Annotated in this window: 22 protein-coding genes; 10 read left to right on the forward strand and 12 right to left on the reverse strand. The window is 69.9% G+C overall.

What is annotated here, in order from left to right:
* Window positions 1-84 precede the first annotated feature (84 nt).
* From ACW4TU_RS15650 to pstC, 4 genes are read right to left on the reverse strand one after another with little or no spacing between them, the layout of a single operon-like run.
* Complete coding sequence (locus ACW4TU_RS15650; protein ID WP_457428429.1) at window positions 85-2538, reverse strand: hypothetical protein; 2454 nt, start codon at window positions 2536-2538, stop codon at window positions 85-87.
* Window positions 2535-4289, reverse strand: a complete 1755-nt coding sequence (gene pstS, locus ACW4TU_RS15655; protein ID WP_457428430.1) for a phosphate ABC transporter substrate-binding protein PstS — start codon at window positions 4287-4289, stop codon at window positions 2535-2537. The genes ACW4TU_RS15650 and pstS overlap by 4 nt, the downstream gene beginning before the upstream one ends.
* Window positions 4286-5578: a phosphate ABC transporter permease PstA gene (pstA, locus tag ACW4TU_RS15660; RefSeq protein WP_457428431.1), complete on the reverse strand. Its 1293-nt coding sequence runs from the start codon at window positions 5576-5578 to the stop codon at window positions 4286-4288. The genes pstS and pstA overlap by 4 nt, the downstream gene beginning before the upstream one ends.
* Window positions 5579-5592: 14 nt before the next feature.
* Window positions 5593-6522 (reverse strand): phosphate ABC transporter permease subunit PstC, encoded by a 930-nt coding sequence (gene pstC / locus ACW4TU_RS15665; protein ID WP_457428432.1) that lies wholly within the window; start codon window positions 6520-6522, stop codon window positions 5593-5595.
* A gap of 1126 nt (window positions 6523-7648) precedes the next feature.
* On the opposite strand from pstC, the gene ACW4TU_RS15670 reads away from it, so the two are divergent.
* Window positions 7649-8416 carry a calcium-binding protein gene (locus ACW4TU_RS15670; protein ID WP_457428433.1) on the forward strand — a complete coding sequence of 256 codons (768 nt, stop codon included), beginning with the start codon at window positions 7649-7651 and terminating at the stop codon, window positions 8414-8416.
* A gap of 148 nt (window positions 8417-8564) precedes the next feature.
* Here ACW4TU_RS15670 and ACW4TU_RS15675 read toward each other — a convergent pair whose 3' ends face one another.
* Window positions 8565-10250 carry a hypothetical protein gene (locus tag ACW4TU_RS15675; protein ID WP_457428434.1) on the reverse strand — a complete coding sequence of 562 codons (1686 nt, stop codon included), beginning with the start codon at window positions 10248-10250 and terminating at the stop codon, window positions 8565-8567.
* Between the two features lie 5 nt (window positions 10251-10255).
* Window positions 10256-10903: a PH domain-containing protein gene (locus tag ACW4TU_RS15680; protein ID WP_457428435.1), complete on the reverse strand. Its 648-nt coding sequence runs from the start codon at window positions 10901-10903 to the stop codon at window positions 10256-10258.
* A gap of 236 nt (window positions 10904-11139) precedes the next feature.
* Here ACW4TU_RS15680 and deoC point away from each other — a divergent pair, with 236 nt between their 5' ends.
* Genes deoC through ACW4TU_RS15695 form a run of 3 tightly spaced genes read left to right on the forward strand, consistent with a single transcriptional unit; the run spans window position 11140 to window position 14469 of the window.
* Window positions 11140-12099, forward strand: a complete 960-nt coding sequence (gene deoC, locus ACW4TU_RS15685) for a deoxyribose-phosphate aldolase (protein WP_457428436.1) — start codon at window positions 11140-11142, stop codon at window positions 12097-12099.
* Between the two features lie 5 nt (window positions 12100-12104).
* The gene (locus ACW4TU_RS15690; RefSeq protein ID WP_457428437.1) at window positions 12105-13556 is read left to right on the forward strand and encodes an aldehyde dehydrogenase family protein; all 1452 of its coding nucleotides are present in this window, start codon (window positions 12105-12107) and stop codon (window positions 13554-13556) included.
* Entirely contained in the window at window positions 13549-14469 is a 921-nt protein-coding gene (locus ACW4TU_RS15695) for an aldehyde dehydrogenase family protein (protein ID WP_457428438.1), read from the forward strand. The genes ACW4TU_RS15690 and ACW4TU_RS15695 overlap by 8 nt, the downstream gene beginning before the upstream one ends.
* A gap of 111 nt (window positions 14470-14580) precedes the next feature.
* Here the strand turns inward: ACW4TU_RS15695 and ACW4TU_RS15700 are convergent, their stop codons facing one another.
* Entirely contained in the window at window positions 14581-14991 is a 411-nt protein-coding gene (locus tag ACW4TU_RS15700; protein ID WP_457428439.1) for a hypothetical protein, read from the reverse strand.
* A gap of 60 nt (window positions 14992-15051) precedes the next feature.
* Here ACW4TU_RS15700 and ACW4TU_RS15705 point away from each other — a divergent pair, with 60 nt between their 5' ends.
* Complete coding sequence (locus tag ACW4TU_RS15705) at window positions 15052-15756, forward strand: uridine kinase family protein (protein ID WP_457428440.1); 705 nt, start codon at window positions 15052-15054, stop codon at window positions 15754-15756.
* 233 nt (window positions 15757-15989) lie between these two features.
* Here ACW4TU_RS15705 and ACW4TU_RS15710 read toward each other — a convergent pair whose 3' ends face one another.
* Window positions 15990-16754, reverse strand: coding sequence for a SigE family RNA polymerase sigma factor (locus ACW4TU_RS15710; RefSeq protein ID WP_457428441.1), 765 nt, complete (start codon window positions 16752-16754; stop codon window positions 15990-15992).
* A 263-nt stretch (window positions 16755-17017) separates the two neighbouring features.
* Between ACW4TU_RS15710 and afsQ1 the strand changes: the two genes are divergently transcribed.
* The 5 genes from afsQ1 to ACW4TU_RS15735 all read left to right on the forward strand — a co-directional run bounded on the left by afsQ1 (window position 17018) and on the right by ACW4TU_RS15735 (window position 20900).
* A complete protein-coding gene (afsQ1, locus tag ACW4TU_RS15715) occupies window positions 17018-17695 on the forward strand; it encodes a two-component system response regulator AfsQ1 (protein ID WP_189150343.1) in 678 nt (225 codons plus the stop codon).
* Window positions 17692-19272, forward strand: coding sequence for an ATP-binding protein (locus ACW4TU_RS15720; protein ID WP_457428442.1), 1581 nt, complete (start codon window positions 17692-17694; stop codon window positions 19270-19272). The genes afsQ1 and ACW4TU_RS15720 overlap by 4 nt, the downstream gene beginning before the upstream one ends.
* Window positions 19269-19934: a hypothetical protein gene (locus tag ACW4TU_RS15725; protein ID WP_457428443.1), complete on the forward strand. Its 666-nt coding sequence runs from the start codon at window positions 19269-19271 to the stop codon at window positions 19932-19934. Before ACW4TU_RS15720 ends, ACW4TU_RS15725 begins: the two co-directional genes overlap by 4 nt.
* Before the next feature lie 102 nt (window positions 19935-20036).
* A complete protein-coding gene (locus ACW4TU_RS15730) occupies window positions 20037-20588 on the forward strand; it encodes a VanZ family protein (protein ID WP_457428444.1) in 552 nt (183 codons plus the stop codon).
* Between the two features lie 102 nt (window positions 20589-20690).
* Window positions 20691-20900 carry a PspC domain-containing protein gene (locus ACW4TU_RS15735; RefSeq protein WP_457428445.1) on the forward strand — a complete coding sequence of 70 codons (210 nt, stop codon included), beginning with the start codon at window positions 20691-20693 and terminating at the stop codon, window positions 20898-20900.
* Between the two features lie 83 nt (window positions 20901-20983).
* Here ACW4TU_RS15735 and ACW4TU_RS15740 read toward each other — a convergent pair whose 3' ends face one another.
* The 4 genes from ACW4TU_RS15740 to tnpA all read right to left on the reverse strand — a co-directional run bounded on the left by ACW4TU_RS15740 (window position 20984) and on the right by tnpA (window position 24532).
* On the reverse strand, window positions 20984-21343 hold the full coding sequence (locus ACW4TU_RS15740) for an ATP-binding protein (RefSeq protein WP_457428446.1): 360 nt from the start codon (window positions 21341-21343) through the stop codon (window positions 20984-20986).
* 129 nt (window positions 21344-21472) lie between these two features.
* A complete protein-coding gene (locus ACW4TU_RS15745; RefSeq protein ID WP_457428447.1) occupies window positions 21473-22690 on the reverse strand; it encodes an adenosine deaminase in 1218 nt (405 codons plus the stop codon).
* A 190-nt stretch (window positions 22691-22880) separates the two neighbouring features.
* On the reverse strand, window positions 22881-24101 hold the full coding sequence (locus tag ACW4TU_RS15750) for an RNA-guided endonuclease InsQ/TnpB family protein (RefSeq protein WP_457428448.1): 1221 nt from the start codon (window positions 24099-24101) through the stop codon (window positions 22881-22883).
* A complete protein-coding gene (tnpA, locus tag ACW4TU_RS15755) occupies window positions 24098-24532 on the reverse strand; it encodes an IS200/IS605 family transposase (RefSeq protein ID WP_457428449.1) in 435 nt (144 codons plus the stop codon). Before tnpA ends, ACW4TU_RS15750 begins: the two co-directional genes overlap by 4 nt.
* Window positions 24533-24608 lie beyond the last annotated feature (76 nt).

Raw genomic sequence — 24608 nt, forward strand, 5'->3', positions numbered from 1 at the left:
ACCGCACACATTTCCAGTAATTCCGCACGGCGACCACCAATTCCCGAAGAGGGAAAGGTTACGGGAAAGCTTCCTAGGTGTCTCCTAGGGAGTCCGGCGCTGCGCGAAATACAGCATTATCGGACCTGAAAGACCCGCTGCTCCACCCACGAGCAGGACGACGAGAAGAACCCAGCGGACAATTCCGAGAATCCCTCCCGGGGTGACCCCGCCCTGGGATTCCGCGACGTTCTGCTGCGGCCCCGTGGAGGGTGGCGGGGAGCCGCCCGCTGCGACGGGCCGCGACGCCGACGGACTGGCGTCACCACCGCCGCCCGTCACGCTGCCGCCCGTCGCGCCTCCGCTCGTTCCGCCGACGGCCGCCCCACCGGAGGTGCCTCCTCCGGTGTCCGCCCCGCCCGCGAGACCCCCGGAGCCGCCGGAGCCCGGATCGCCGGCCGGCGGATCCTCCGAGACCGCTCCGCGCTCCAGGTCGTCAGCGGCGGCCTCGGCCTGCTGTCGCAGCTTCGCCGTCAACGGCGCGTAACCGGGAGGCAGTTGGCCCGCCGACAGGCCCGGCGTCTGGCCCGATCCCGCCGCGAACCTGATGAACTGCGCGTAGGCTTCGCGGGATTCGGCGTCCTGGTTCACGGAGGCCGCCGCGTACGTCACCACCGTGAGCGGGTACGCCTGGCCCTTGGCCCGCGCCGGGTCGGGCTCGAGGACCGAGGCGTTCTCGGACGACGGCCGCATGGCGTCGACGCCGGCCAGCAGTGTGTCGGTCGAGGGCTTCACGAAACGGCCGTCCGCGTTGGGCAGGGCGGCCACGTTCAGTCCGTAGCGCTTCGCCGACGCGGCTTCGACGATGGCCATGACGGCGTGCCGGCCCGGGTAGATCTGCTCCTCGACAAGTTTCGGGGCCGGCGACTGCAACTCGTTCTGCATGATGGTGCGGCCGTTGGATCCCCGGCGGGCGCGCACGGCGCCGTCGTGGAGGTCGGCCGAGTACGGAGCGAGGTCAAGGATTCCGTAGTCGAGAGGATGGGCTCCGCCCGCGGCCAGCGCCGCAGCCCGCGTCTCGTCACTCTTGGGGTAACTGTTCAGGGCCGTGTTCTTGTCCAGACCCGTGAAGTAGGAGTTCAGCCGCATTCCCCATGGGTCTTTCTTTCCGGCGAGAAATTCACGAGCTTCCGTGTCCGACCGGAGCCAGTTCCAGACCAGCCGTGCGGTGTCGGAGCTCCCGAGGGGGACCACGAGGCTCATGGGTTCACCCGGCAAATTCTCCGGGAATTCCGGGTTCAGTTTCCGGAATTCCGGATCCTTGGTGTAGTACTGCGGGTTCCCTTTCAGATGTGCCGGAACGGGAACGGCCTGCGGTACGTCCCCCACGTAGGAGTGGGTGAGCATCTTGGCCACGAGCCGCGGGTTCAGTTTCATTTCCTGCACCACGCCGGACGGGCCTTCCACGAAGAAGGCGATCGCCAGAGCGGACACGGCCACCGGTGCGTGCACGACGGACGGTCCGCCCTCCGGCTCGGCCACCGGGTCGACCGTGAAGCCCAGCAAGGGCGTCTCGCTCGTCGTGTTCGCCACCTGGCCTCTGGCGTCCTCCTCGCCCGCCGAGTTGAAGCCGAAGGTGCTCGCCGTGGACGTGCACAGCTTCGGCTGCCACGACGTGACGGCGTCCGTGACCAGTTCGGAGCCGACCGTGGGCCGCTCCGGCTGACCCTCCGGGCAGAACTGGCCGACCGGCAGGAAGTCCAGGCGGAAGACGATTCTCTGAGCCCAGTTCGTCGCGGACAGCGGAGAGGTGTTGAGGCTGTTACTGCTGGGGTTGAGGACTTCCTGGCCGTTCGCCTCGTGATTGCCCCGCGGCACGACCACCAGCCAGCAGGACCGCGGAGCCGGGGTGCCGCCCGCGGGCGCCGTGTTCACTCCACAGCCGAGGTAGTCCGACTGGACCCCGTCCTGCAGCTCGAACTCCACTTCGCCCGTGCCGTTGGCGAACGTACGGGTGGCCGCCTGCTCGTTGCTGTCGAGCGGGCTGAAGTAGGTGTAGTCGTCCGAGCGGGTGGTGGCCGGTTTCCCGGTGGCGGGGCGGAACGGGACGAAGGCGCCCGCGCCCGTGTACTGCTTCTCCCCCGGATCGTAGGCCGACCCGTTGTCGACTCTCCGCGTACCGGTGAAGGTGCCCGGGACGAGCCCGGTCCCGTACTCGCACTGGTCACGGGTGGGACCGGTCGGATCGTCCCCCCAGCACTGCATGATCTGCAGGTAGTCGGCGTTGAAGCCGGTGTCCGGAAGCGTCGGCGCCCCGCCCTCCCAGCTCACCCGAACGCCCTGGGAGCGCAGGTTCTTCGTCTGGTGGACGGTCACCCGCAGGCCGGAGAAGTCGTCGTACGCGCCCTTCCGTCCCGTCAGTGTCAGCGCGGAGCCCTCCGTCCCGTCCGCCGCCGAGGCAGGCGTGGTGGCGGGTGCCACGGGGAGCAGGGCCAGCACGAGTCCGGCCAGCAGGGCGCCCACGGCCGCGACGACGCGGGGCCGGGTCGCGGCGGTCACAGCACGCCTCCCCGGCGGCGCGTGCGGTTGGCCAGCAGACGTCCGACCAGGGGTGGTCCGACGACGACGCCGAGCAGGAGCAGGGCCGACAGTGCCATCAGCGCCGTGCGCAGGCCGAGGGCGTCGCCTGAGCCGAGGGCGACGGGGCTGGCGACGACCGAGGTGTCGCCGGCGCCCTGACCTGTGCCGACCACCTCACCGGTGTCGGGGTCGACGACGGCTGCGCCCGTCGTGGTTCCCGTTGCTCCGCCGGTCGTGCCCGCCGTGCCGGCGCCGGTGGTGCCGGTGGTGCCGCCCGTCGTACCCGTACCCGTACCGCCCGTCGCACTCGTGCCGCCCGTGGTGCCGGCCGTACCGCCCGTCGTACCCGTGCCGCCCGTGGTGCCGGAGCCGCCCGAACCGGTGCCGCCGGTGGTCCCGGTCCCGCTCGGGGCGGTGGGCGTCTTGGCTCCGCCGGTGCCCGTGGAGCACTGGTCCGAGCCCTTCTTGTCGCACGCCGCCGGGTAGGGGGCGTTGTCGATCAGAAGGTTCTTGCCGCCGGAGAACGTCGGGTTGTTGCACTTGTTGATGTCGATGCCCGCCGTTTCGGCGCCGGGGATCTTCCGCGTCTGGGCCATGGCGGCTTCCACCAGGTTCTTCGGAAGCGGCGAGTAGCCGAGCCGGTCGGCCTGCTGCTGGCCCTCGCAGAGGAAGTAGTTGTTGAACGCGCTGAGTGTCCTGCCCTTGTCCTTGGTGAAGTTCGCCTCCTCCTTGGTCGGGACGATCATGTAGCTGTAGCTGGACAGCGGGTAGGTCCGCCGGTCGCCGTACGTGTACACCCCGTCCAGGTTCTGGGTCAGGTAGTTCGCGGAGCGCGGGTCGTTGTTGATCTGCGCCTTGGTCAGCGCGACGGCCACACCCGACGCGGTCGGCTCGACGTAGTAGCCGGACCTGTTGAGGACCTTGGCGACCGGGAAACCCGCGTTCCGGGCGTACGAGTACTCGACGTACGTGATGGCGCCGTCTGCCTGCGACTGCTTGGTGTAGCCCGCGACGCCGAGCGAGCCGGACTGGGCGACGAAGCCGGAGCCCGGGATGTTCGGGAAGTACGACGTCAGACCGCAGGGCGTGGGCTTGCCGGCCCGCTTGCAGTAGTCGTTCCACAGGGCGCTGTGCTGCTTGGACATCCACAGGGTGAACTGCGCGGTCGTACCGGAGCCGTCGGAGCGGACGACCGGGACGATCCGGCGGGCCGGGAGCGCCAGCCTGGGGTTGTCCGCCTTGATCTCCGGCGCGTTCCACTGCTTGAGCCTGCCGGTGAAGATCTTGGTCAGGACGTCCCCGGACAACCGGAGGTTGGTGACCCGCTTGCCCCCGATGTTCAGGTTGTACATGAACGACGTACCGCCGGCGACGATCGGCATGTAGGCGAACTTTCGCGCGGGCGGCGGGTCCAGCTGGCCGAACTCGGTGAGGCCGTACGGGATCTCGGAGACGCCGAAGTCCGAGGTGCCGTTCGCGAACTGGGTACGGCCGACCGACGAGCCCACCGACGCGTAGTTCACGGTCATGCCCTGCTGGCGGACGTTGCGGCGCCACTGCTCGATCGCGTTGGCGCTCCACGTCGAGCCGGAGCCGCTGATCTTGGTGTAGGTGGCGGCGTCGGCGCCCGGGGGGTTGACGGCCAGCAGCGCGCAGACCAGTGCGACGACCAGCGCCGACGCCTGGTACACGCGCATGCCGCGTGGACGACGGACGGGTGCGGATATCACGTGGTGCTCCTCGTCGATGCGGGACTGGTCGAGGCGGGGCCGGTCGTCGGCCGGCCGGAGGCCGCTTTCGCCGCGAAGCGCTGCGCGTCGCGGCGGGAGGTCCTGACCCGGTGGTGTTCCTGGCGGCGGGTCAGCTTGCCCGGTCCGCGGCCGCCGGCGATGCGGGCGGCGACGAACAGCACGAGCACCAGCACCAGCAGCACCGCGGCGGTGCCGAAGCCGCGGGCGACGTAGGTGGGCTCGGGGTTCTCGACGAGCTTGAAGGCCGCGAGGGGCAGCGACACCATCGGGTCGTGAAACGGGTCGGAGTTGAACTCCTGGGTGAAGCCGGCGGTCAGCAGGACCGGCGAGGTCTCGCCCACACCGCGCGCGGTCCCCAGGATGACCGCCGTGGTCAGTCCGGACCGGGAGGTGGGCAGCACCACGTGCCAGACCGTGCGCCACCGTGAGGTGCCGAGCGCGTACGACGCCTCGCGCAGCGTGCCGGGGACCAGCCGGATCACCATGTCCGACGCGCGGATGATGATCGGCAGCATCATCACGGAGATGGCGAGCGCGGCGGCGAGGCCGGACTGGTCGAAGCCGAGGGTCAGGATGAAGGTCGCGTAGATGAACAGGCCCGCCACGATGGACGGCAACGCTGTCATCGCCTCGACGATCGTGCGGACGAACCGGCTGAAGGCGCCCGGGACCTCGTTGAGGAAGACCGCGCACACCAGCCCGGTCGGTATGCAGAAGAACAGGGCGATGGAGATCTGCCACAGCGTGCCGACGATCGCGTGCAGGATGCCGCCGGCGGTGAGCGGCTCGACCGGACCCGCGTCGGCCATCGACTCGGTGTAGAAGTTCAGGTGCGGCAGCGCCTCACGGCCCTCGTAGAGGGTGTAGACGACCACGAATCCCAGGACGGCCAGCATCACCAGGCCGAGGCTCTGCACGACAGCGGCGGCCACCCGGTCGCGGACCGCGGGGCCGTCCTCGTCGAAGGAGACCAGGAGCGCGTACAGGCCCATGAAGAGCACGTACGCGATGACGAGGAAGCCCAGGACGCCGTTGAAGGGCAGCAGCCGGTCGAACATCACCCAGGTGATGGCGAGGGACGCGGCGGCGGCACCCGTCATGGCGTACACGTCGGTGGCGCGCAGCGTGGAGAGGTTGCGGCGCGGTTCTCCGCGCGTCGACCTGCCGTCGGACCGGTGTCCGGGAAGTTCGGTGGCCGGGGCCGGGGCCGGGGCCGGGGCCGGTTCTTTCGGCGGGCCCGCGGGGCTCTGTGGTGCGGTGACGGTCATCGGGCGCGGTCTCCTCAGGAGTCGCTCGTCGCGCCGGAACGGCTGCGGGCGACGATCGACGAAGCGGCGAAGTTGACGACGAGGGTCATCAGGAAGAGCGCGAGGCCTGCGGCCATCAGCGCCGACATGCCCAGGGGGGACGCCTCGCCGTAGCGCAGGGCGATCAGGGACGAGACCGAGCTGGTGCCGTTCTGCAGGATGTGCGGCTGGATCACGAACACCGGCGAGATGATCAGGACCACTGCGATGGTCTCGCCGAGCGCCCGGCCCAGGCCCAGCATGGTGCCGCCGATCATTCCGCCCTTGCCGAAGGGCAGGACGACGCTGCGGATCATGCCCCAGCGGTTGGCGCCGAGGGCGTACGCCCCCTCCCGTTCTCCGACCGGGGCCTGCGAGAACACCTCACGGACCACCGAGCAGATGATCGGCGCGACCATCAAGGACACGACCATGCCCGCGATGAAGGTGGAGGAGGTGTAGACCGTGGCCGTGGCGAGCGGGTCTGCCGGGTCGGTGCCGTCGACCTTGAAGAGCGGGATCCACCCGAAGTAGGTCGAGATCCAGCGCGACAGGGTGAGCACATGCCCCTGGAAGTAGAACAGGCCCCACAGTCCGTAGACGACCGACGGCACGGCGGCCATCAGGTCGACGACACTGACCAGGGTCTGGCGGATCCTCGGCGGCGCGTACTCGGAGATGTAGAGCGCGGTGCCGAGCGCCAGCGGTACGGCGAACAGGATCGCGACCATGGCGATCAGCACCGTCCCGACGAGCACCGCCGCGATCCCGAACTTGCCCCCTTCGGGCTCCCACACCTCGGTGGTGACGAAGTCCCACTTCGCGAGCGACAGCGCCTGCCAGGCCCGGTACGTCAGAAAGCCACCGACCAGCAGCATGATCGCGAGGACCAGGCCGCCACCGCCGCGCAGAATGCCCCTGAACACGCGGTCGGGCACACCCCTGTCGGGGTGCAGGCGTCTCGGCGGGTCGTCCGCCGGAGCCATAGGTCGCTCAAAGATTCGAGTCGTCACACAGGACGACACTCCTGAGGCGTCATGGACACCCGCTCACGCGCATGTGAACGAGGTGCTCCCGCCAGGCAACTTCCAATGTCGACGTGAACGCGGCGACAAGAAACAAATAAGGGCCGACGCTCGCCGGCATGGCGGGCCTCGACCCCTTGGTACGAAATATCCACTTACCGCGAATTGACGCAAACCGTCCGAGCCGTCAGCCCGGCCCTCTCAGCCGGCGTCGTCCCACGAAATCACCCCACCCGACCCGAGTGCGGCCAACAGCATCCGGAACCGCTCATAAGCGGCCTGGCAGGTCGAGTGACGCTCGTAAGAGCGCGCGGACACGGCCACCGCACCCCCCGTGCGATCACGCAACCGCCAGACCCATCCACTGCCCCCCGTCGTGTGGTGCACCGCGCCCGGTAACCCCCCGATGTCGGTACACATTCGATCGAAGGCGGCACGGCACTCCTCGTAGTCCCGGTACGCCCTTGCGGCCACGGCGATCACCCGCCCGTTCGTGGCGGTCAGCCGCCACGAGTAAGTGCCATCTGCACCTATGTCTATGTGACAGCGCGTGCCCGGTGCGGCCGCGCCCCCCATTCTTGTCGCCATCCATCCCCACTCCTGTTTCCCCATATCAGGAAGCCGCATGAGTCGACGCTGGTTCGTCGGTCATGCGGCATCCGCAGGTTACTGAGACAAGAGAGGAACGTGATCCACTCATGGGGGATGTTTCACCCGGAAGTTGCCCCTCGTTCACACGCCGGACCACCGGATCACCATAGGGCGAAGCGCCCCGCCCTGACGAGGCACGGTACGCGTAGGTGGTCGCCAGGTCCGCTGAAATTTGAATCGAATTTCCCCTTCGGCTTTCCACGCAACCGGCTCACCAGATATTCACCCGCATTCCCTTCCCCAGGAAATTACGGGCCTGTTTGAACCGCATACGGAAACGTTCCGAAATCTCCGGTCAACGAGTACGCTGCACACGTCAATTCGGGCCTGCCGGTGGGAAATTGACAGGCCGTGGCATTCACATTGGGGAATTCGCATGCGTATGAACTCAAGCGTCGCCGCAGCCTGTGGCGTCGTGGCCCTGACCGCCCTCGCCGTGCCGGCCGCACACGCGGACGAGCAGTTCGGTGACACCGAGATCACCGGTGTGGTCGTCAACGACGGCGCCCCCGTCGTGGTCGGCACCGGTGCGAGAACCGTCACCGTCGAGGTCACCGCGGCCGACCCGGCGGGTCTCGAACAGATCAGCGCCAGGCTCTACCACGGCTCCTTCAGCGCTCCGGACAGCAGCGTGGCCCCGGCGGCCGCCTGCGGTCCGACGTCCGCCACGACGACCACCTGCACCCTGACCTTCGCCCTCACCCCGGGCACGGTCCCGGCCGCCGGCTCGCTGGCCGGCGGCTGGAGCGTCAGCGCCTACGCGATCGCGGCCGACAGCGACGCCGTGTTCCGGGACGACGCGGCCTCGTTCACCATGCTGCGCGCCACCGAGGTGAGCGTCGACACCACCCCCAAGCCGGTGAAGTGGGGCCGCAACCTCACCGTCACGGGCGGTGTGACCCACGCGGACTGGACGACCGGCACGTCCGTCGCCGCCGAGGCCGGCCTGCCCGCGACCCTGGAGTTCCGCCCGCGGGGCAGCAGCGCCTACTGCGCCCTCAAGACCGTCCGGACCGCCGCGGACGGCACCCTCTCCACCACCGTCCGCGCGTACGCCGACGGCTACTACCGCTGGTCCTACGCCGGTACGGCCACCACCGCGGCCGCGGCCTCCCCGGCCACCTTCGTCAACGTGGTGGGCTGACTCCCGTACGAGCTGCGCCGGGTTCCCCGCAGGGGCGGCCCGGCGCCGTGATGTCGTACGCCCGTTTCACGGTCACCTCGCCCGGTGAGGCGACCGCCTTCTCCCGCGCCTCCCCCAGCCGGCCGGGTCGTCCATGATCTGCCCCGTCTCAGCGCGCCGCCACCAACGCCACCACCCACGCCGCCGCCAGCACCGCGGCCAGCGGCCAGAGCGGCCGTCCCCGTTCCGTCGCGTCGCTCTCGCCGGTCGGCCGCAGGTCGGCGTCGAGGCGCATGGCGGTCAGTTCGGCGGCCAGGGCGTCGTACGGATGGGTCAGCCCCCGGCGTCGCTGGAGCCGGCCCCAACGGGGCGCGAAGACCGACCAGGCGCCGTCCTGCCAGTCGATCTTCAGTTCCAGCGACCGGCGGCGTACGAAACGGAGATCGTCCCAGGGCACATGTCGGGTCCCGCGCAGCCCGTTGATCCAGATGCCGGACCGGTCGGCCGTGACGCGCCAGGCGAGCTTCATGGAGACGTTGGCCGCGCCGAACAGCCCGAGCAGGAGGAGGAACACCAGCTGCCACGTCGAGTGGCCGGGCTCGTAGATCCAGTCCAGGGCCAGCCACAGGCCCCACAACACGGGAAGCACGGTGCCCAGCCAGTCCAGCCACCCCGCCCGCCATCGCCGTACCTTGCCGACCGCCTCCTGCTGCCCGGCCAACTCCCGCCCCTGAAGCTCCAGTCGGAGACTGTCGACGGCGTGTTCGCGGTGCCGGGCCACGCGTCTGCGACTCGCGTCCGGCGACAGCGGCCGGACCGGCCCCGCCGACCACTCCGTCAGCGGCGGCTGCTCGGGATCCTCGTCGGCGCTGACGACGAGCACCTCGGCGCCGTCGAAGGGAGCGCCGTAGAGAACGGCTTCCCGGACCGGCCCGAGGGTGTCGTCGTCAAGACCGAGAAGCACCCGCCGAAGCTCGTCGTCACCGTCCCCGCCGGCCTGGTCCTCCGCAACCCCGTCGCCCTCGCCCTCGTCCTCTTCCTCTTCCTCGTCGTCCTCGTCGAAGGAGGTGAGGTCGACGGTGAACAGGGGCCGCTCGGCGCCGAGGTCGTCGGCGGCGTACACCTCCGTACCGCCCTGCGCGTCGTCCCGGACGAGGACGCGCAGCACCGGCACCGGAGCCCCGCGCAGCGCGCCCGCCCGCTGCCGGCCGAGCCATGCCGAGGCCAGCGCGGTCACCCCGAGGCCGGCCAGGAAGACGGTGACGACCCAGGCGCCCTCCTGGTCCTCGGCCGAGCCCCAGAGACCGGCGGTGCTCCCGGTCAGCACACCGAGCCCGAGCACGAGGAACCCCAGCGCGAACAGCAACCGCCCGCGCCGTACGGGAACGTCGGAGCCAGGCACGGGCACGGCGACGCCCCCGGCAGCCGCCACGGCCCGCTCCAGCTGCTCACCGCGCGCCCGCAGCCGCACGGCCACGACAGCCCAGGAGCCGACCACGACCACCACTCCGAAGCCGGTCAGCGCCCACGACTTCGCGGAGGCCTCCGCGGCGAGGGCGAGCAGCAGCAGAGGCGCGCCGACCCACACGAGCTCGGGCCGGGCGAGCACCCACAGCACGTACACCGCGAACCCGGCGGCGACGAACGGCCACAGACCGCCGGCCATGGCCACCAGGGCACCCACGCACAGCACCAGGGTGGCGAGGCCGGCCGCGATGGAGCGGCGTACCCGGAGGAAGGTCCAGCGCGGTGGCAGCGCGGCCGACCAGCCCGCCGCGCGGACGGTGGTCCAGTCGCGGCAGCCGTCGGGTATGGAGGCGGAGGGCAGCCGCAACGACTCGTCGGGGAAGGCCACGCGGGTCAGCCGACCGCGAGCAGAATCGCCAGCAGAACCGCACCAGCGGCAGCGGGCGCCATGATCTCGTACGCCCATTTCACGGTGACCTCGCCCTGTGAGGTGGCCGCCTCCCCCCGGGCCTCCCGCAGCCGGCCCAGGTCGTCCATGATCTGGTCGGTCTGGGCGCGGGTCGGACCGGACGGCACCAGGGGCGTCCGTCCGGCGGTGCCCCCGGCCTCGCGGGTCTGGCGCATCATGGCCCGGTTGGCCCGCTTGCGGGCACGCAGCGAGACGGGGACGGCCCAGAGCTGGTACTTCGCACCGGACTCGACGACGACCTCGTTCGAGAAGCCCGACCGGAACCCGGCGACGGCGCCCCAGGGCAGCACGACGGTCCGGAACGGGTTGCGCACGCGCAGCCGGTGGTCATTGGCCAGCACGACGGGCCGCAGCGTGAAGGCGATCACCAGCGGTACGACGAGGAGCAGCGTGGCGAGCGCCAGCCACGGGATCCGCCCGTGGCCGACGAACAGCGCGTCACCGCCGAGCCAGGCCGCGATCCCGAGCAGCAGCGCTCCGGCCACGAGGGCGGAGGTCGACCGGTAGACCCGGTCGGGAGACTCTGGCTGCGTAGGGCCCTGCACGGGCGACGGGTGGTCCGGGGTCGTCATGCCCCCGATTCTGCCCGACGCGCCGAACACCGCCTATTCCAGCCCGTCCGGCCTGTTCCGGCCCGTCCGGCGTTTGAGGACGAGCGCCTTCAGCGCGAAGGGGGGTCCAGGGGCACAGCTCCTGGGGACGGGACGGGACGGGACGGGTAGGGGCGGCGGGGGCGAAACAAACCCCGGCTCGGCGATTTCCCGGGCTGTACAGCCGCTACGCGCGTAGATATGCTCGGCTTGTGACCATGCCCACCACTGCATCCACCGCACTCCCGCTCAAGGACGTGACCGCGTCCGACAGCACACTGCGCCGCTACCTTCACGGGCTGCCCGGCGTCGACGCGGTCGGCCTGGAGGCGCGCGCCGCCTCCCTCGGCACGCGTTCCATCAAGACGACCGCCAAGGCGTACGCCATCGACCTGGCCATCTCGATGGTCGACCTGACGACGCTGGAGGGCGCGGACACCCCCGGCAAGGTCCGGTCGCTCGGCGCCAAGGCGGTCCGCCCCGACCCGACCGACCGCACGGCCCCCGCCACGGCCGCCGTCTGTGTCTACCCCGACATGGTGGCCGTCGCGAAGGAGGCCGTCGCCGGGTCCACCGTCAAGGTCGCCTCCGTCGCCACCGCGTTCCCCGCCGGCCGCGCCGCCCTCGGCGTGAAGCTGGCCGACGTGCGTGACGCCGTCGCCGCCGGCGCCGACGAGATCGACATGGTCATCGACCGCGGCGCCTTCCTCGCGGGCCACTACCTGAAGGTGTACGAGGAGATCGTCGCCGTGAAGGAGGCCTGCGGGGCGTCCGCCCGGCTCAAGGTCATCTTCGAGACCGGCGAGCTGTCGACGTACGACAACATCCGGCGCGCCTCCTGGCTCGGCATGATCGCCGGGGCCGATTTCATCAAGACGTCCACCGGCAAGGTGGCGGTGAACGCGACGCCCTCGAACACCCTCCTGATGCTGGAGGCCGTACGCGACTTCCGCGCGCAGACCGGCATCCAGGTGGGCGTGAAGCCGGCCGGTGGTATCCGTACCACCAAGGACGCGGTGAAGTTCCTGGTCGTGGTCAACGAGACCGTGGGCGAGGACTGGCTCGACAACCACTGGTTCCGCTTCGGCGCCTCCTCGCTGCTCAACGACCTGCTGATGCAGCGCCAGAAGCTGGCCACCGGCCGCTACTCCGGCCCCGACTACGTGACGGTGGACTGATCACCATGACCATCGAGAAGCGGTCATCCGCATTCGAGTACGCACCGGCGCCCGAGTCCCGCGCCGTCGTCGACATCGCCCCCTCCTACGGCCTGTTCATCGACGGCGAGTTCACCGAGGCCGCCGAGGGCAGGGTCTTCAAGACCGTCTCCCCCTCCACCGAGGAGGTCCTCGCCGAGGTCGCCCAGGCGGGCGAGGCGGACGTCGAGCGCGCGGTGAAGGCCGCCCGCAAGGCCTTCGAGAAGTGGTCGGCGCTCCCGGGCTCCGAGCGCGCCAAGTACCTCTTCCGCATCGCCCGCATCATCCAGGAGCGCTCCCGCGAGCTGGCCGTCCTGGAGACCCTGGACAACGGCAAGCCCATCAAGGAGACGCGCGACGCGGATCTCCCGCTGGTCGCCGCGCACTTCTTCTACTACGCGGGCTGGGCCGACAAGCTCGGCCACGCCGGCTTCGGCGCGAACCCGAAGCCGCTGGGCGTCGCGGGCCAGGTCATCCCCTGGAACTTCCCGCTCCTGATGCTGGCCTGGAAGATCGCCCCGGCCCTGGCGACCGGCAACACGGTCGTCCTGAAGCCCGCGGAGACCACTCCGCTGTCGGCGTTGTTCTTCGCGGACATCTGCCGTCAGGCGGGCCTGCCCAAGGGCGTCGTCAACATCCTTCCCGGGTACGGCGACACGGGAGCCGCGCTCGTCGCGCACCCGGACGTCAACAAGGTCGCGTTCACCGGGTCGACGGCCGTCGGCAAGGAGATCGCGCGCACCGTCGCCGGCACCCGCAAGAAGCTCACCCTCGAACTGGGCGGCAAGGGCGCGAACATCGTCTTCGACGACGCGCCCATCGACCAGGCCGTCGAGGGCATCGTCACCGGCATCTTCTTCAACCAGGGCCAGGTCTGCTGCGCGGGCTCCCGGCTCCTCGTACAGGAGTCGATCCAGGACGAGTTGCTCGACTCGCTCAAGCGCCGTCTCTCCACGCTCCGCCTCGGCGACCCGCTGGACAAGAACACCGACATCGGCGCGATCAACTCCGCCGAGCAGCTCGCCCGCATCACCTCGCTCGTCGCGGCGGGCGAGGCGGAGGGCGCCGAGCGCTGGTCCCCGGCCTGCGAACTCCCCTCCTCCGGCTACTGGTTCGCCCCGACGCTCTTCACGAACGTCACCCAGGCGCACACCATCGCCCGCGACGAGATCTTCGGCCCGGTGCTCTCGGTCCTCACCTTCCGCACCCCGGACGAGGCCGTCGCCAAGGCCAACAACACCCAGTACGGCCTGTCGGCGGGCATCTGGACGGAGAAGGGTTCGCGGATCCTCGCCGTGGCCAACAAGCTGCGCGCCGGCGTCGTCTGGTCCAACACGTTCAACAAGTTCGACCCCACCTCGCCGTTCGGCGGCTACAAGGAGTCGGGCTTCGGCCGCGAGGGCGGTCGCCACGGCCTGGAGGCGTACCTCGATGTCTGACCCCCGAGTGGACACACGGCCGGACGCACGTCTGTCCGTCTTCAAGACCTACAAGCTGTACGTGGGCGGGAAGTTCCCGCGTTCCGAGAGCGGCCGGGTGTACGAGGTGAGCGACGCGAAGGGCAACTGGGTGGCGAACGCGCCCCTGTCCTCCCGCAAGGACGCCCGTGACGCGGTCGTCGCCGCGCGCAAGGCGTTCGGCGGCTGGGCCGGGGCCACGGCGTACAACCGCGGTCAGATCCTCTACCGCGTCGCCGAGATGCTGGAGGGCCGCAAGGAGCAGTTCGTCCGGGAGGTCGCCGAGGCGGAGAGCCTGTCGAAGCCGAAGGCCACCGCACAGGTGGACGCGGCGATCGACCGCTGGGTCTGGTACGCGGGCTGGACGGACAAGATCGCCCAGGTCGTCGGCGGCGGAAACCCGGTCGCGGGACCGTACTTCAACCTCTCCTCCCCCGAGCCGACCGGCGTGGTCGTCGTCCTCGCCCCCCAGGAGTCGTCGTTCCTGGGCCTGGTGTCGGTGCTCGCCCCGGTGATCGCCACCGGCAACACGGCGATCGTGGTCGCCAGCGAGAGGTCCCCGCTTCCCGCGCTCTCCCTCGGCGAGGTCCTGGCCACCTCGGACGTACCCGGCGGAGTCGTCAACATCCTCTCCGGCCGTACGGCGGAGATCACCCCGTCCCTGGCCGCGCACCAGGACGTCAACGCGATCGACCTGGCGGGCGCGGACGAGGTCCTCGCGAAGGAGCTGGAGATCGCGGCGGCCGACAACCTCAAGCGCGTTCTCCGTCCACAGACTGTGGACAACGCACAGTGGTTCGCCACACCTGGCACGGAACGCATGACCGCCTTCCTGGAGACGAAGACGGTCTGGCACCCGACGGGTTCCCTGGGCGCGTCGGGTTCCTCGTACTGACGGACAGCCTGACCGACAAACTGACCGACGGCCGCTGCCGCTGAAGCCGAGGGCCGCGCCTCCCACCGTCCGGGGAGGCGCGGCCCTCTTCTTCTGTCGCCGGGCGGGCGTTCAGCCGCCCAGCAGCCCCGCGGCCTGCCCCAGCACCGGGATGCTGCCGATGGACTGCGCCTGCGCGACCGGGCCGGTCAGGGCCTGGGAGGTCAGGGGCTGGAAGTCGGCGAGCTGGGTGCCCACGCCGTTGTCGAGCGGGTCGACGCCCGTACCGGCGAGGGGGTTGGGCTTGAGGCCCTGGACCGCCCCCGTGACATAACCGACCGAGCCGGTGAGCGCCGCGAGGCCCGACTGGGGGTCGATGTTCCCCAGCGAGGTGGTGGGGTTGGTGCGAACGACGTCCACCGCGGGTCCGCCCTCGGCGGCGGAGGCCGTCGCGGCGCCCGCCCCCAGGGCGGCGCCGGTGGCCGCGAGGGCGATCAGGGCGCGCTGAGCGGTCTGGTTCTGGGTGGACGTACGTCGTGCCATGACTGGTGGCCGCCTTCTGGTGCGCCGGGTAATCGGATAGACACGTAGGGTAGTTGACGTGTGACGCAGCTTTCAAAGCCGACCCGCGGGGTCGGCAGGTGGGCGCCCGATGCCTCACACTGGTGTCTCGTGACCTCCCACCCGCCCACACCCACGCGAGTCGTGCTGCTCTGCGGCCCTTCAGGCTCCGGCAAGTCCCTCCTCGCGGCCCGCTCCGGTCTCCCGGTGCTGCGGCTCGACGACTTCTACAAGGAGGGCGCCGACCCGACACTGCCGCAGGTCCTGGGAAGCACCGACATCGACTGGGACCACCCCCGGTCGTGGGACGCGGACACGGCGGTCACCGCGATCACCGAGCTGTGCCGCACGGGTCGTACGAACGTCCCGGTGTACGACATCTCGCTGAGCGAGCGCACGGGCGAGGAGAGCGTCGAGATCGGCCGGACCCCCCTGTTCATCGCGGAGGGCATCTTCGCCGCCGAGATCGTCGCGCGCTGCCGGGAGGAGGGCGTCCTCGCGGACGCGCTCTGTCTGAGCCGGGGGCCGGCTCGGACATTCCGCCGGCGCTTCCTGCGGGATCTGCGCGAGGGTCGCAAGTCGGTGCCGTTCCTGGTGCGCCGCGGCTGGCGGCTGATGCGAGCCGAGCGTTCCATCGTGGCCCGCCAGACGGCCCTGGGCGCCCACGCGTGCGACCGGGACGAGGCGATGGGCAGACTGGCGGACGCCGCGGCCGGCCGCCGCACACAGACGAGCACGGCGGCCTGACCCGCGCACTCACCCCGCACTCGCGCCCACGCAACACACGTACACGAAACGCACGTACGCACACATGCGCGTACGCACACGAAAAGCGGGACCGGAAGGACCCCCCGGCCCTCCAGTCCCGCTTCTTTTGTGCTTTCCCCCGTGTGGTGCCACCCCCGCGGCCCCCCAGCCCCGGTGGCTCCCCCGTGCTTCCCCCGTTCACCGCTCCCCCGAGCGGTGCTTCCCCCACACCCTCAGGCGACAAGCTCCCCGAAGGATTCCTCCTCGTCACGGCCGAAGCTGAGGACCTCGTCCTCACGCATCCGGCGGAGCGACCGCCAGATGCTGGACTTCACCGTGCCGACACTGATGTCGAGGATCTCCGCGATCTCCGGGTCCGTGCGGCCCTCGTAGTAACGAAGGACCAGCATCGTCCGCTGGAGTTCGGGGAGCCGGGCGAGCGCCTGCCACAGGACCGCGCGCAGTTCCGTGCCGCGCATCGCGTCCGTGTCGCCGGCCGTCTCCGGCAGTTCCTCGGTCGGGTACTCGTTCAGCTTGCGGCGGCGCCACGCGCTGATGTGCAGGTTGGTCATCGTCCGGCGGAGGTACCCGCCGACCGCGGCCTTGTCACTGATCCGGTCCCATGCCCGGTACGTCGAGAACAACGCGCTCTGGAGCAGGTCCTCGGCCTCGAAGCGGTCGCCGGTGAGGTGGTAGGCGGTTGCGTACAGGGAGGCGCGGCGCTCCTGGACGTAGGCGGTGAACTCCGCCTCCGACAGCGAACGACGCTCCCCCGTGGACTCCCTGTACGCGGCCCCCGTAAGCCCCGCCTCTTTCGTGGCGGCGCCGCCGCTTCCCCCCGTGTGTGCGTCAACCACCGACATGTACGTGGTGTGCTGACGCCCGGTGCCGCGAACGCACCCCCGTCCGTTCACGGCACCGGACTTCTCGGTGGTCCTGGTGACGTCGTGCAGACGCGTGATCACTGCGTTCGCGCTTGTGCTGTGCAGCGTGCTCATCTCGCGCCCCCCGTCGTGGACTTACCGTCTTCGGCCCGGTCCGATGTGCTCCCTTGCCTGTGCCGAGAAGCTTGCCCACGCCACTTCATGACGGTGTCCGCCGACTGTCACAGGCGTGCAACAGGGGCACTTCTCAGGAACAGGACGGCCAACAACACAGGAAGGTCACAGAGTGGCCCGGTAAAGGCCCGTCGACACCCCGAAATCGCCCGACAAGCACCTGACAGTCGCAGCCCGGCCATGCCATGGGCCAGAATGCATCCGTGCCTTCCCTGTTGCTGATCGAGGACGACGACGCCATCCGTACGGCCCTGGAGCTGTCTTTGACCCGCCAGGGCCACCGGGTCGCCACCGCTGCCACCGGTGAGGACGGTCTGAAGCTGCTGCGTGAGCAGCGGCCTGATCTGATCGTCCTGGATGTGATGCTGCCCGGCATCGACGGATTCGAGGTGTGCCGGCGCATCCGGCGCACGGACCAGCTGCCGATCATTCTGCTCACCGCGCGCAGCGACGACATCGACGTGGTCGTCGGGCTGGAGTCCGGCGCCGACGACTATGTCGTCAAACCGGTGCAGGGGCGGGTGCTCGACGCCCGTATCCGGGCCGTGCTGCGGCGCGGGGAGCGGGAGTCCAGCGACTCGGCGACCTTCGGTTCGCTGGTCATCGACCGGTCGGCGATGACGGTGACGAAGAACGGCGAGGATCTGCAGCTGACGCCCACCGAGCTGCGGCTGCTCCTGGAGCTGAGCCGGCGGCCCGGTCAGGCGCTGTCCCGCCAGCAGTTGCTGCGGCTGGTCTGGGAGCACGACTACCTGGGCGACTCGCGGCTGGTGGACGCGTGTGTGCAGCGGCTGCGCGCCAAGGTCGAGGACGTGCCCTCGTCGCCGACGTTGATCCGTACCGTCCGCGGGGTCGGCTACCGGCTGGACTCGCCTCAGTGAGCAGACCGCAGGACAAGCTCCGTGGCTGGGCCGTGGCGCGCAGGGCGATACTTTCCGGACTGCGCTTCACCAGCCTGCGGCTGCGGCTCGTCGTGGTCTTCGGCCTGGTGGCGCTGACGGCGGCCGTGTCGGCCTCCGGGATCGCGTACTGGCTCAACCGCGAGGCCGTGCTCACGCGTACGCAGGACGCGGTGCTGCGCGACTTCCAGCAGGAGATGCAGAACCGCGCGGGCGTACTGTCCCCCCACCCCACGCAGGACGAACTCCAGCACACGGCGGGCCAGATGGCCGCCAGCAGCCAGCGCTTCAGTGTGCTGCTGGTCGCCGAGGACGAGAGCGGGCGGACGGTCGTCGGCAACTCCGGGGCGCTGGACCCCTTCTCGCTGGCGGACGTGCCCGAGTCGCTGCGTACGGCGGTCGGAAAGCAGCAGGCGATCACCTCGAACAACAAGTCCCCGTACCACCTGTACTGGCAGCGGATCATCAACGGCGACAAGCCGTACCTGGTCGCGGGCACGAAGGTGATCGGCGGCGGTCCGGCCGGCTACATGCTGAAGTCGCTGGAGCCCGAGGAGAAGGACCTCAACTCGCTGGCCTGGTCGCTGGGCATCGCCACCGGCCTCGCGCTGGTCGGCTCGGCGCTGCTCGCACAGGCCGCCGCGACGACCGTGCTGAAGCCAGTGCAGCGCCTCGGTATCGCGGCCCGGCGGCTCGGCGAGGGGAAGCTGGACACCCGGCTGCGGGTGTCCGGGACGGACGAACTGGCCGACCTCGCCCGGACGTTCAACCACACGGCGGAGGCCCTGGAGACACGGGTCGCCGACATGAGCGCCCGGGAGGACGCCTCGCGGCGGTTCGTGGCGGACATGTCCCACGAGCTGCGTACGCCGCTCACCGCGATCACCGCCGTGACGGAGATCCTCGAAGAGGAACTGGACGCGGAGACCGGCAGCATCGACCCGATGATCGAACCGGCGGTGAAGCTGGTGGTGAGCGAGACGCGGCGGCTCAACTCCCTGGTGGAGAACCTGATGGAGGTCACCCGCTTCGACGCGGGCACCGCCCGGCTGGTCCTCGACAACGTCGACATCGCCGACCAGATCACGGCCTGCATCGACGCCCGCGCCTGGCTGGACGCGGTCGAACTGGACGCCGAGCGCGGCATCATGTCCCTGCTCGACCCCCGCCGCCTGGACGTCATCCTGGCCAACCTCATCGGCAACGCCCTCAAGCACGGCGGCTCGCCGGTACGGGTGTCGGTGTGCGCGTCCGACGGCGACGGCGGCGAGCTGCTGATCGAGGTGCGGGACAACGGTCCGGGCATCCCCGAGGACGTCCTGCCGCACGTCTTCGACCGCTTCTACAAGGCGAGCGCCTCCCGCCCCCGCTCCGAGGGCAGCGGCCTGGGCCTGTCCATCGCCCTGGAGAACGCCCACATCCACGGCGGTGAGATCACCGCCGCCAACTCGCCCAAGGGCGGCGCGGTGTTCACCCTGCGGCTGCCCAGGGACCCGTCGGCACTGACGGAGACACCGGCCGAGCCGGACGGCGCGAACGGCGACGGGGAGAGCGCGTGACGAACGTACAAGGCGTACGGGGTGTACAGGGCGTACGCCGCTGGCCGGCCGTCCCCCTGCTCGGGGCGCTCGCCGTGCTGCTCGCCGGGTGCGGGATCCGGGCCACGGAGGTCCCGACGGACTTCGGTCCGGCGCCCTCCCGCGTCCCGTGCTCCCTCTCGGACGTCTCCACGCCCACTACGCCCGCCACGCCGGACGTCGCGGAGACGTCCGCGGGCGTCCCGGTCCAGGTGTTCCTCCTGTGCTCCTCCCAGCTGGTGACCGTCGACCGCGCGGTGCGCGTCCCCGACGGTACGGCGGAGGCGGAGCGGCGCGTCCTGGTGGCCCAGGGGCTGCTGGACGAGCTGGCCCGGACTCCGACGGCGCGCGAGACCGAGGCCCGCTACACGACCGACGTACGCGGCGGGATGAGCGTGCGCGGCCCGGGCCCGAAGGACCCCAAGGACACCCTGCGTCTGAGCACGTCCCCGGCCGACCTCGCGTCGTACGCCCTCGCCCAGATCGTCTGTACGTTCTCCGACTCGGCCGCGGCCGAGGGAGACGGCTCCGTCGTCCTGGGCGGCCCGGACAGCGACCCGCTGCGCCGGTACGCGTGCACCCCGGAAGTCCGCTCCCGGCCGGGGGCCCAGGTGCCCCCGTCGTCCGGTGTGGACGGCGGCTAGGCCTGTCCTGGCGGGGCCCCGGCTCCCGTGTGGCACATGCCTCACTCGCCTGAACGGGGGCATCCCGGAACCGATCGTGCCGATGGCCGCGTCTTGGGGGGCGTGCAGCGTCATGGCTCGGGCGGCGAAAGTGCCGCGAATCGCATCCGTGCGGCGGGAGGTGTTCTCCTCGTCGCCCATCTCGCGCTCGTCGCCTGGATCACGCTGCGTCCGCTGGACGTCCCGTGGCAACTGCCCGCCAACCTGCAGCCCTTCGCGGGCATACGGGCCGATCTGACCCTCGGCTGGCAGGACGCGGTCCGGCGCATCGTGGAGGGGCTGGCCCTGCTGGCTCCGCTGGGTGTGCTGCTGCCGATGGCGGGCGGACGCCTCGATGTCTCCCCGCTCGCCTCGCTCGTCCGTACGGTCATGGCCGGTGCCATGATCTCGCTGGGCATCGAGCTGTTGCAGACCGGCGTGCCCGGTCAGGTCGTGGACGTCGACTCACTGCTCCTGAACACGGTGGGCGTGGGCCTCGCGTATGTCGCCGTGGTGCCCGCCGTACGGTCCTGGCTCCGCCGCAGGAGCGACCGCAGGCGCCGGGCGGCCGTCCGTACGGAGGACGCGACTCAGGGTAGGACCCCGACGATTCCCAGGGTCGGGATCGCCCCGTAGAGCGACGCTTCGTCCGCCGTGTGTCCGTAATGTCGAGTACAGAACGCAGATGAGGCGACCGGAACAGCCGGTCCCCGTCACCGTACTCACTCAGGAGACGCCATGACCGCCCTTGCCCGCCCCACCAACGGCCGCATGATCGGCGGAGTGTGTGCCGCGCTGGCACGGCGCTTCGGCACCTCCGCGACGACGATGCGCGTGATCTTCGTGGTCTCGTGTCTGCTGCCCGGACCGCAGTTCCTGCTCTACATAGCCATGTGGATCCTGCTGCCCTCCGAGAAGTACGAGAACAAGGCCCACGCCGCCTGGTAGCCGACCCTGACGACCCGCCTGTACGCCGATGGGGCGCACCCCTGAAGAAGGGGTGCGCCCCATCGGCGCGTTCACGGGGTGGGTCAGCCGAGCGGAATGCCGTTCAGCGGGAGCCCGTGGGTGGGCAGGCCCTGCAGCGGGAGACCGCCGAGCAGACCGGAGACCGGCGCGGTCGGGCCCTCGGACAGCACCTTCGTGACGGCAGGCTGCGCGGCGGCCACGCCCGCGCCGAGCGCACTCTGCCCCTGGGCCACGGCCTCGGCGGCACCCGGCAGCGCCTTCGACGCGTTCTCCACGGGCAGCGTCTGGGTCACGGAGCCCAGCGCGGCGGAGTCCGGGAGGGCGGGAAGGGCCGGGGCTGCGTTGGCGGCACCCGCACCCGCCGCGGCGAAGGCGGCACCGAGAGCGGCGACACCGAGGGTCTTGGCAGCAGACTGCTTCATAGTGAATGCGTCCTTGAATGCGAGACGGGGATGTGAGCGGTTCATGACCGTAAACACGAGAAGCCGCCCGCCGCAAACATCGAAAAGCGGCCGGGTCGCACCGACCCGACCGCTTCCCGGACCTCTGGATCAGCCCTGCGTATCGACAGAACCGCTGGTGGAAACGGTCTGCCTGAACAGCCATTCGGATTTCAGCTCGGCGTATCCGGGCTTGATGACGTCATTGATCATCGCTAGTCGTTCATCGAAAGGAATGAATGCTGACTTCATAGCATTGACCGAGAACCATTGCAGGTCGTCGAGCGTATAAGCGAATGCTTCGACAAGATGCTCGAATTCCCGGCTCATCCCGGTGCCCGACATCAGCCGGTTGTCGGTGTTCACGGTCGCGCGGAAGTGCAGCTTGCGCAGCAGTCCGATGGGGTGCTCGGCGTAGGAGGCGACGGCGCCGGTCTGGAGGTTGGAGCTGGGGCACAGTTCGAGGGGGATGCGCTTGTCCCGTACATAGGAGGCCAGGCGGCCGAGTTTCACCGAGCCGTCGTCCTGGACCTGGATGTCGTCGATGATGCGCACACCGTGGCCGAGCCGGTCGGCGCCGCACCACTGGAGGGCCTGCCAGATGGAGGGGAGCCCGAAGGCCTCGCCGGCGTGGATGGTGAAGTGGTTGTTCTCCCGCTTGAGGTACTCGAACGCGTCGAGGTGCCGGGTGGGCGGGAAGCCGGCCTCGGCACCGGCGATGTCGAACCCGACGACGCCAAGATCGCGGTACCGGTTCGCCAGTTCGGCGATCTCCAGCGAGCGCGCGGCGTGCCGCATCGCCGTGAGCAGGGCGCCGACCCGGATGCGGTGACCGTTCTCCCGGGCTCGCCGCTCACCTTCCCGGAAACCCTCGTTGACGGCCTCGACGACCTCTTCGAGCGTGAGCCCGGCTTCCAGGTGCTGCTCGGGCGCGTACCGCACCTCGGCGTAGACGACACCGTCCTCGGCGAGGTCCTCGGCACACTCGGCGGCCACCCGGACGAGGGCGTCGCGGGTCTGCATGACGGCGCAGGTGTGGGCGAAGGTCTCCAAGTACCGTTCCAGGGAACCCGAGTCGGCCGCGTCGCGGAACCAGGCGCCGAGCTTGTCGGCGTCGGTCTGCGGCAGTTGGGTGTAGCCCGTGTCGCGGGCCAGGTCGACGATCGTGCCGGGGCGCAGGCCGCCGTCGAGGTGGTCGTGCAGCAGGACCTTGGGTGCGCGGCGGATCTGGTCCGGGGTGGGACTGGGACCGGAACTCACGCTCGCGTTCGCGCTCCCGGTCGTCTTCCGACTCGTCTGGCTCGTCGTCCGGTCACTCTGGCTCGTCATTTCCGCACTCTAACTCCTACGCGCGTAGATCGCCCGCTCTCCCTCCCTCCTCTTCTCCCTTTCTTCGCCTGTACGTTTCCGTCGATATGTAACGGTGACCGCGAGGACGGGTCGCGTACACCGATGCTTCTGACACTGTTCTGTCGTGACTCCACCCACGACTGAAGTCGCGGGCTTCCTGTGTCGGCGGCTAAGCCTCCGCACAGAGGGCCAGCCCGGCCCTGTGGCGTACGTTGAGGGCGCCTACGTGGTCGGCGTTCGCGAGGAAGCCGCACTCGGTGCACTCAAACTTTTCTTGGGTGGGGCGGTTCTCCGCACTCACGTGCCCGCATCCTCCTACGGAAGGCGGGCAGGTGCGGGAGGTGTTGCGGGCATCGACCGGGATCACTCGGCGACCGGCACTTTCAGCCTTGTTCGCCAGAATTGCCAGGAAGATACCCCAACCCGCGTCGAGGATGCTGCGGTTCAGGCCCGCTTTCGCGGCGGCGCCGTTCGGCAGGAAGCGGCTGGGCTGCTCGGGGTCGGGCTTGGCCTTGGGGGCGCGGGTCATGCCCGCCGTGTTCAGCCGCTCGTGCCCGATCACGTCGTTTTCACGGACCAGGACGTTCGCGGTCTTGTGGTGGTGGTCCAGTCGCTGTCGCCGGATCTTGGCGTGCAGCCTGGCGACCCTTCGTGCTGCCGTCCGGTGCTTCTTGGTACGGCGGCGGGTGCACTTGGGGAACGTCGCCAGCACGCGCTGGGCCTCGGCCAGTTCGGCAGCGGACGCTTCGAGGAAGCGCGGATTCGCGACGTGCTCACCGTTGCTGGTGGTGAGAAAGTGCGTGACGCCCATGTCGATCCCGACGACCGACCCCGTGGGCACAAGCGGTTCGACGGGTACGTCGTCGCAGGCAAGCACCACGTACCAGTGCTTGCCCTCCCGCTTGACGCTAATCGTCTTGACCCTGCCCCGCACGGGCCGGTGCTGGTGGACGCGGACGTGTCCGACGCCCTGGAGTCGTACGCGGGTCTGCGCATCGTGCGGGGTGGAGTCCCACCGGCAGCCGTCCCCGTCCTTTGGGAAGTCCACCGTGTCGAAGTGCCCCACCCCCTTGAAACGCGGGTACCCGGGCGTCTGTCCGGCCTTGACCCGGCGGAAGAACGCCTGCATCGCCTTGTCGAGACGACGGAGGGTGGCTTGTTGGCTGGAGAAGGACCAACGCCCCTGTCGCTCCGGATCGAACGCCCGGATCTCCTTGAGCTGCACGGACTGGTCACCGTACTTGACACTCGTCTTCGAGACGTGCCGGTAGGCGGCGCGACGTTCCTGCAGGGCCCCGTTGTAGAGGGAACAGTGATCGCGCAGCATCTCGGACAGGGCTTGCGCCTGCCGGACGGTGGGGCGCAGGCGAAACTTGTGGGCCCGCATCAAGAGCGGGCCTCGTTGTCCTTCTTCAAGGGGCGTTCCCACTGGGTGCTGATGTACTCCTCCAGCGCGTCCGCGCTGACCGCGCCGACGGAGGCCACGAAGTACGACGACGACCACAAGGTGGGCATCCGCGACTTCAGGTGCGGGAACTCGAAGCGCAGAACGCGGGAGGTGAAGCCCTTGAACTGGTTGGCGACGTACGAGGCCGACGACTTCGGGTCGTGCTTCAGGAACAGGTGGACGTGGTCCGGCATCACCTCAAGGGAGATGATCTCCCACCCACGCTCGTCGGCCTTGGCCCGGATCAGCTCGTCCAGGCGTTCCGCGACCCGTCCGCCGAGGACCGGGCGGCGGTACTTCGGGCACCACACAACGTGGAGCCCGAGATTGGACACTCCACCAGCGAACCGGCGAACCTTCCTCACCACGGTCATGCGATCACTATACAGACGCTACATGTCTAGCATTTTGCAATACACGGATCAGGTCAAAAGTGCAGATCCGTGAGGA

This window comes from Streptomyces kryoterrae (assembly GCF_054072135.1).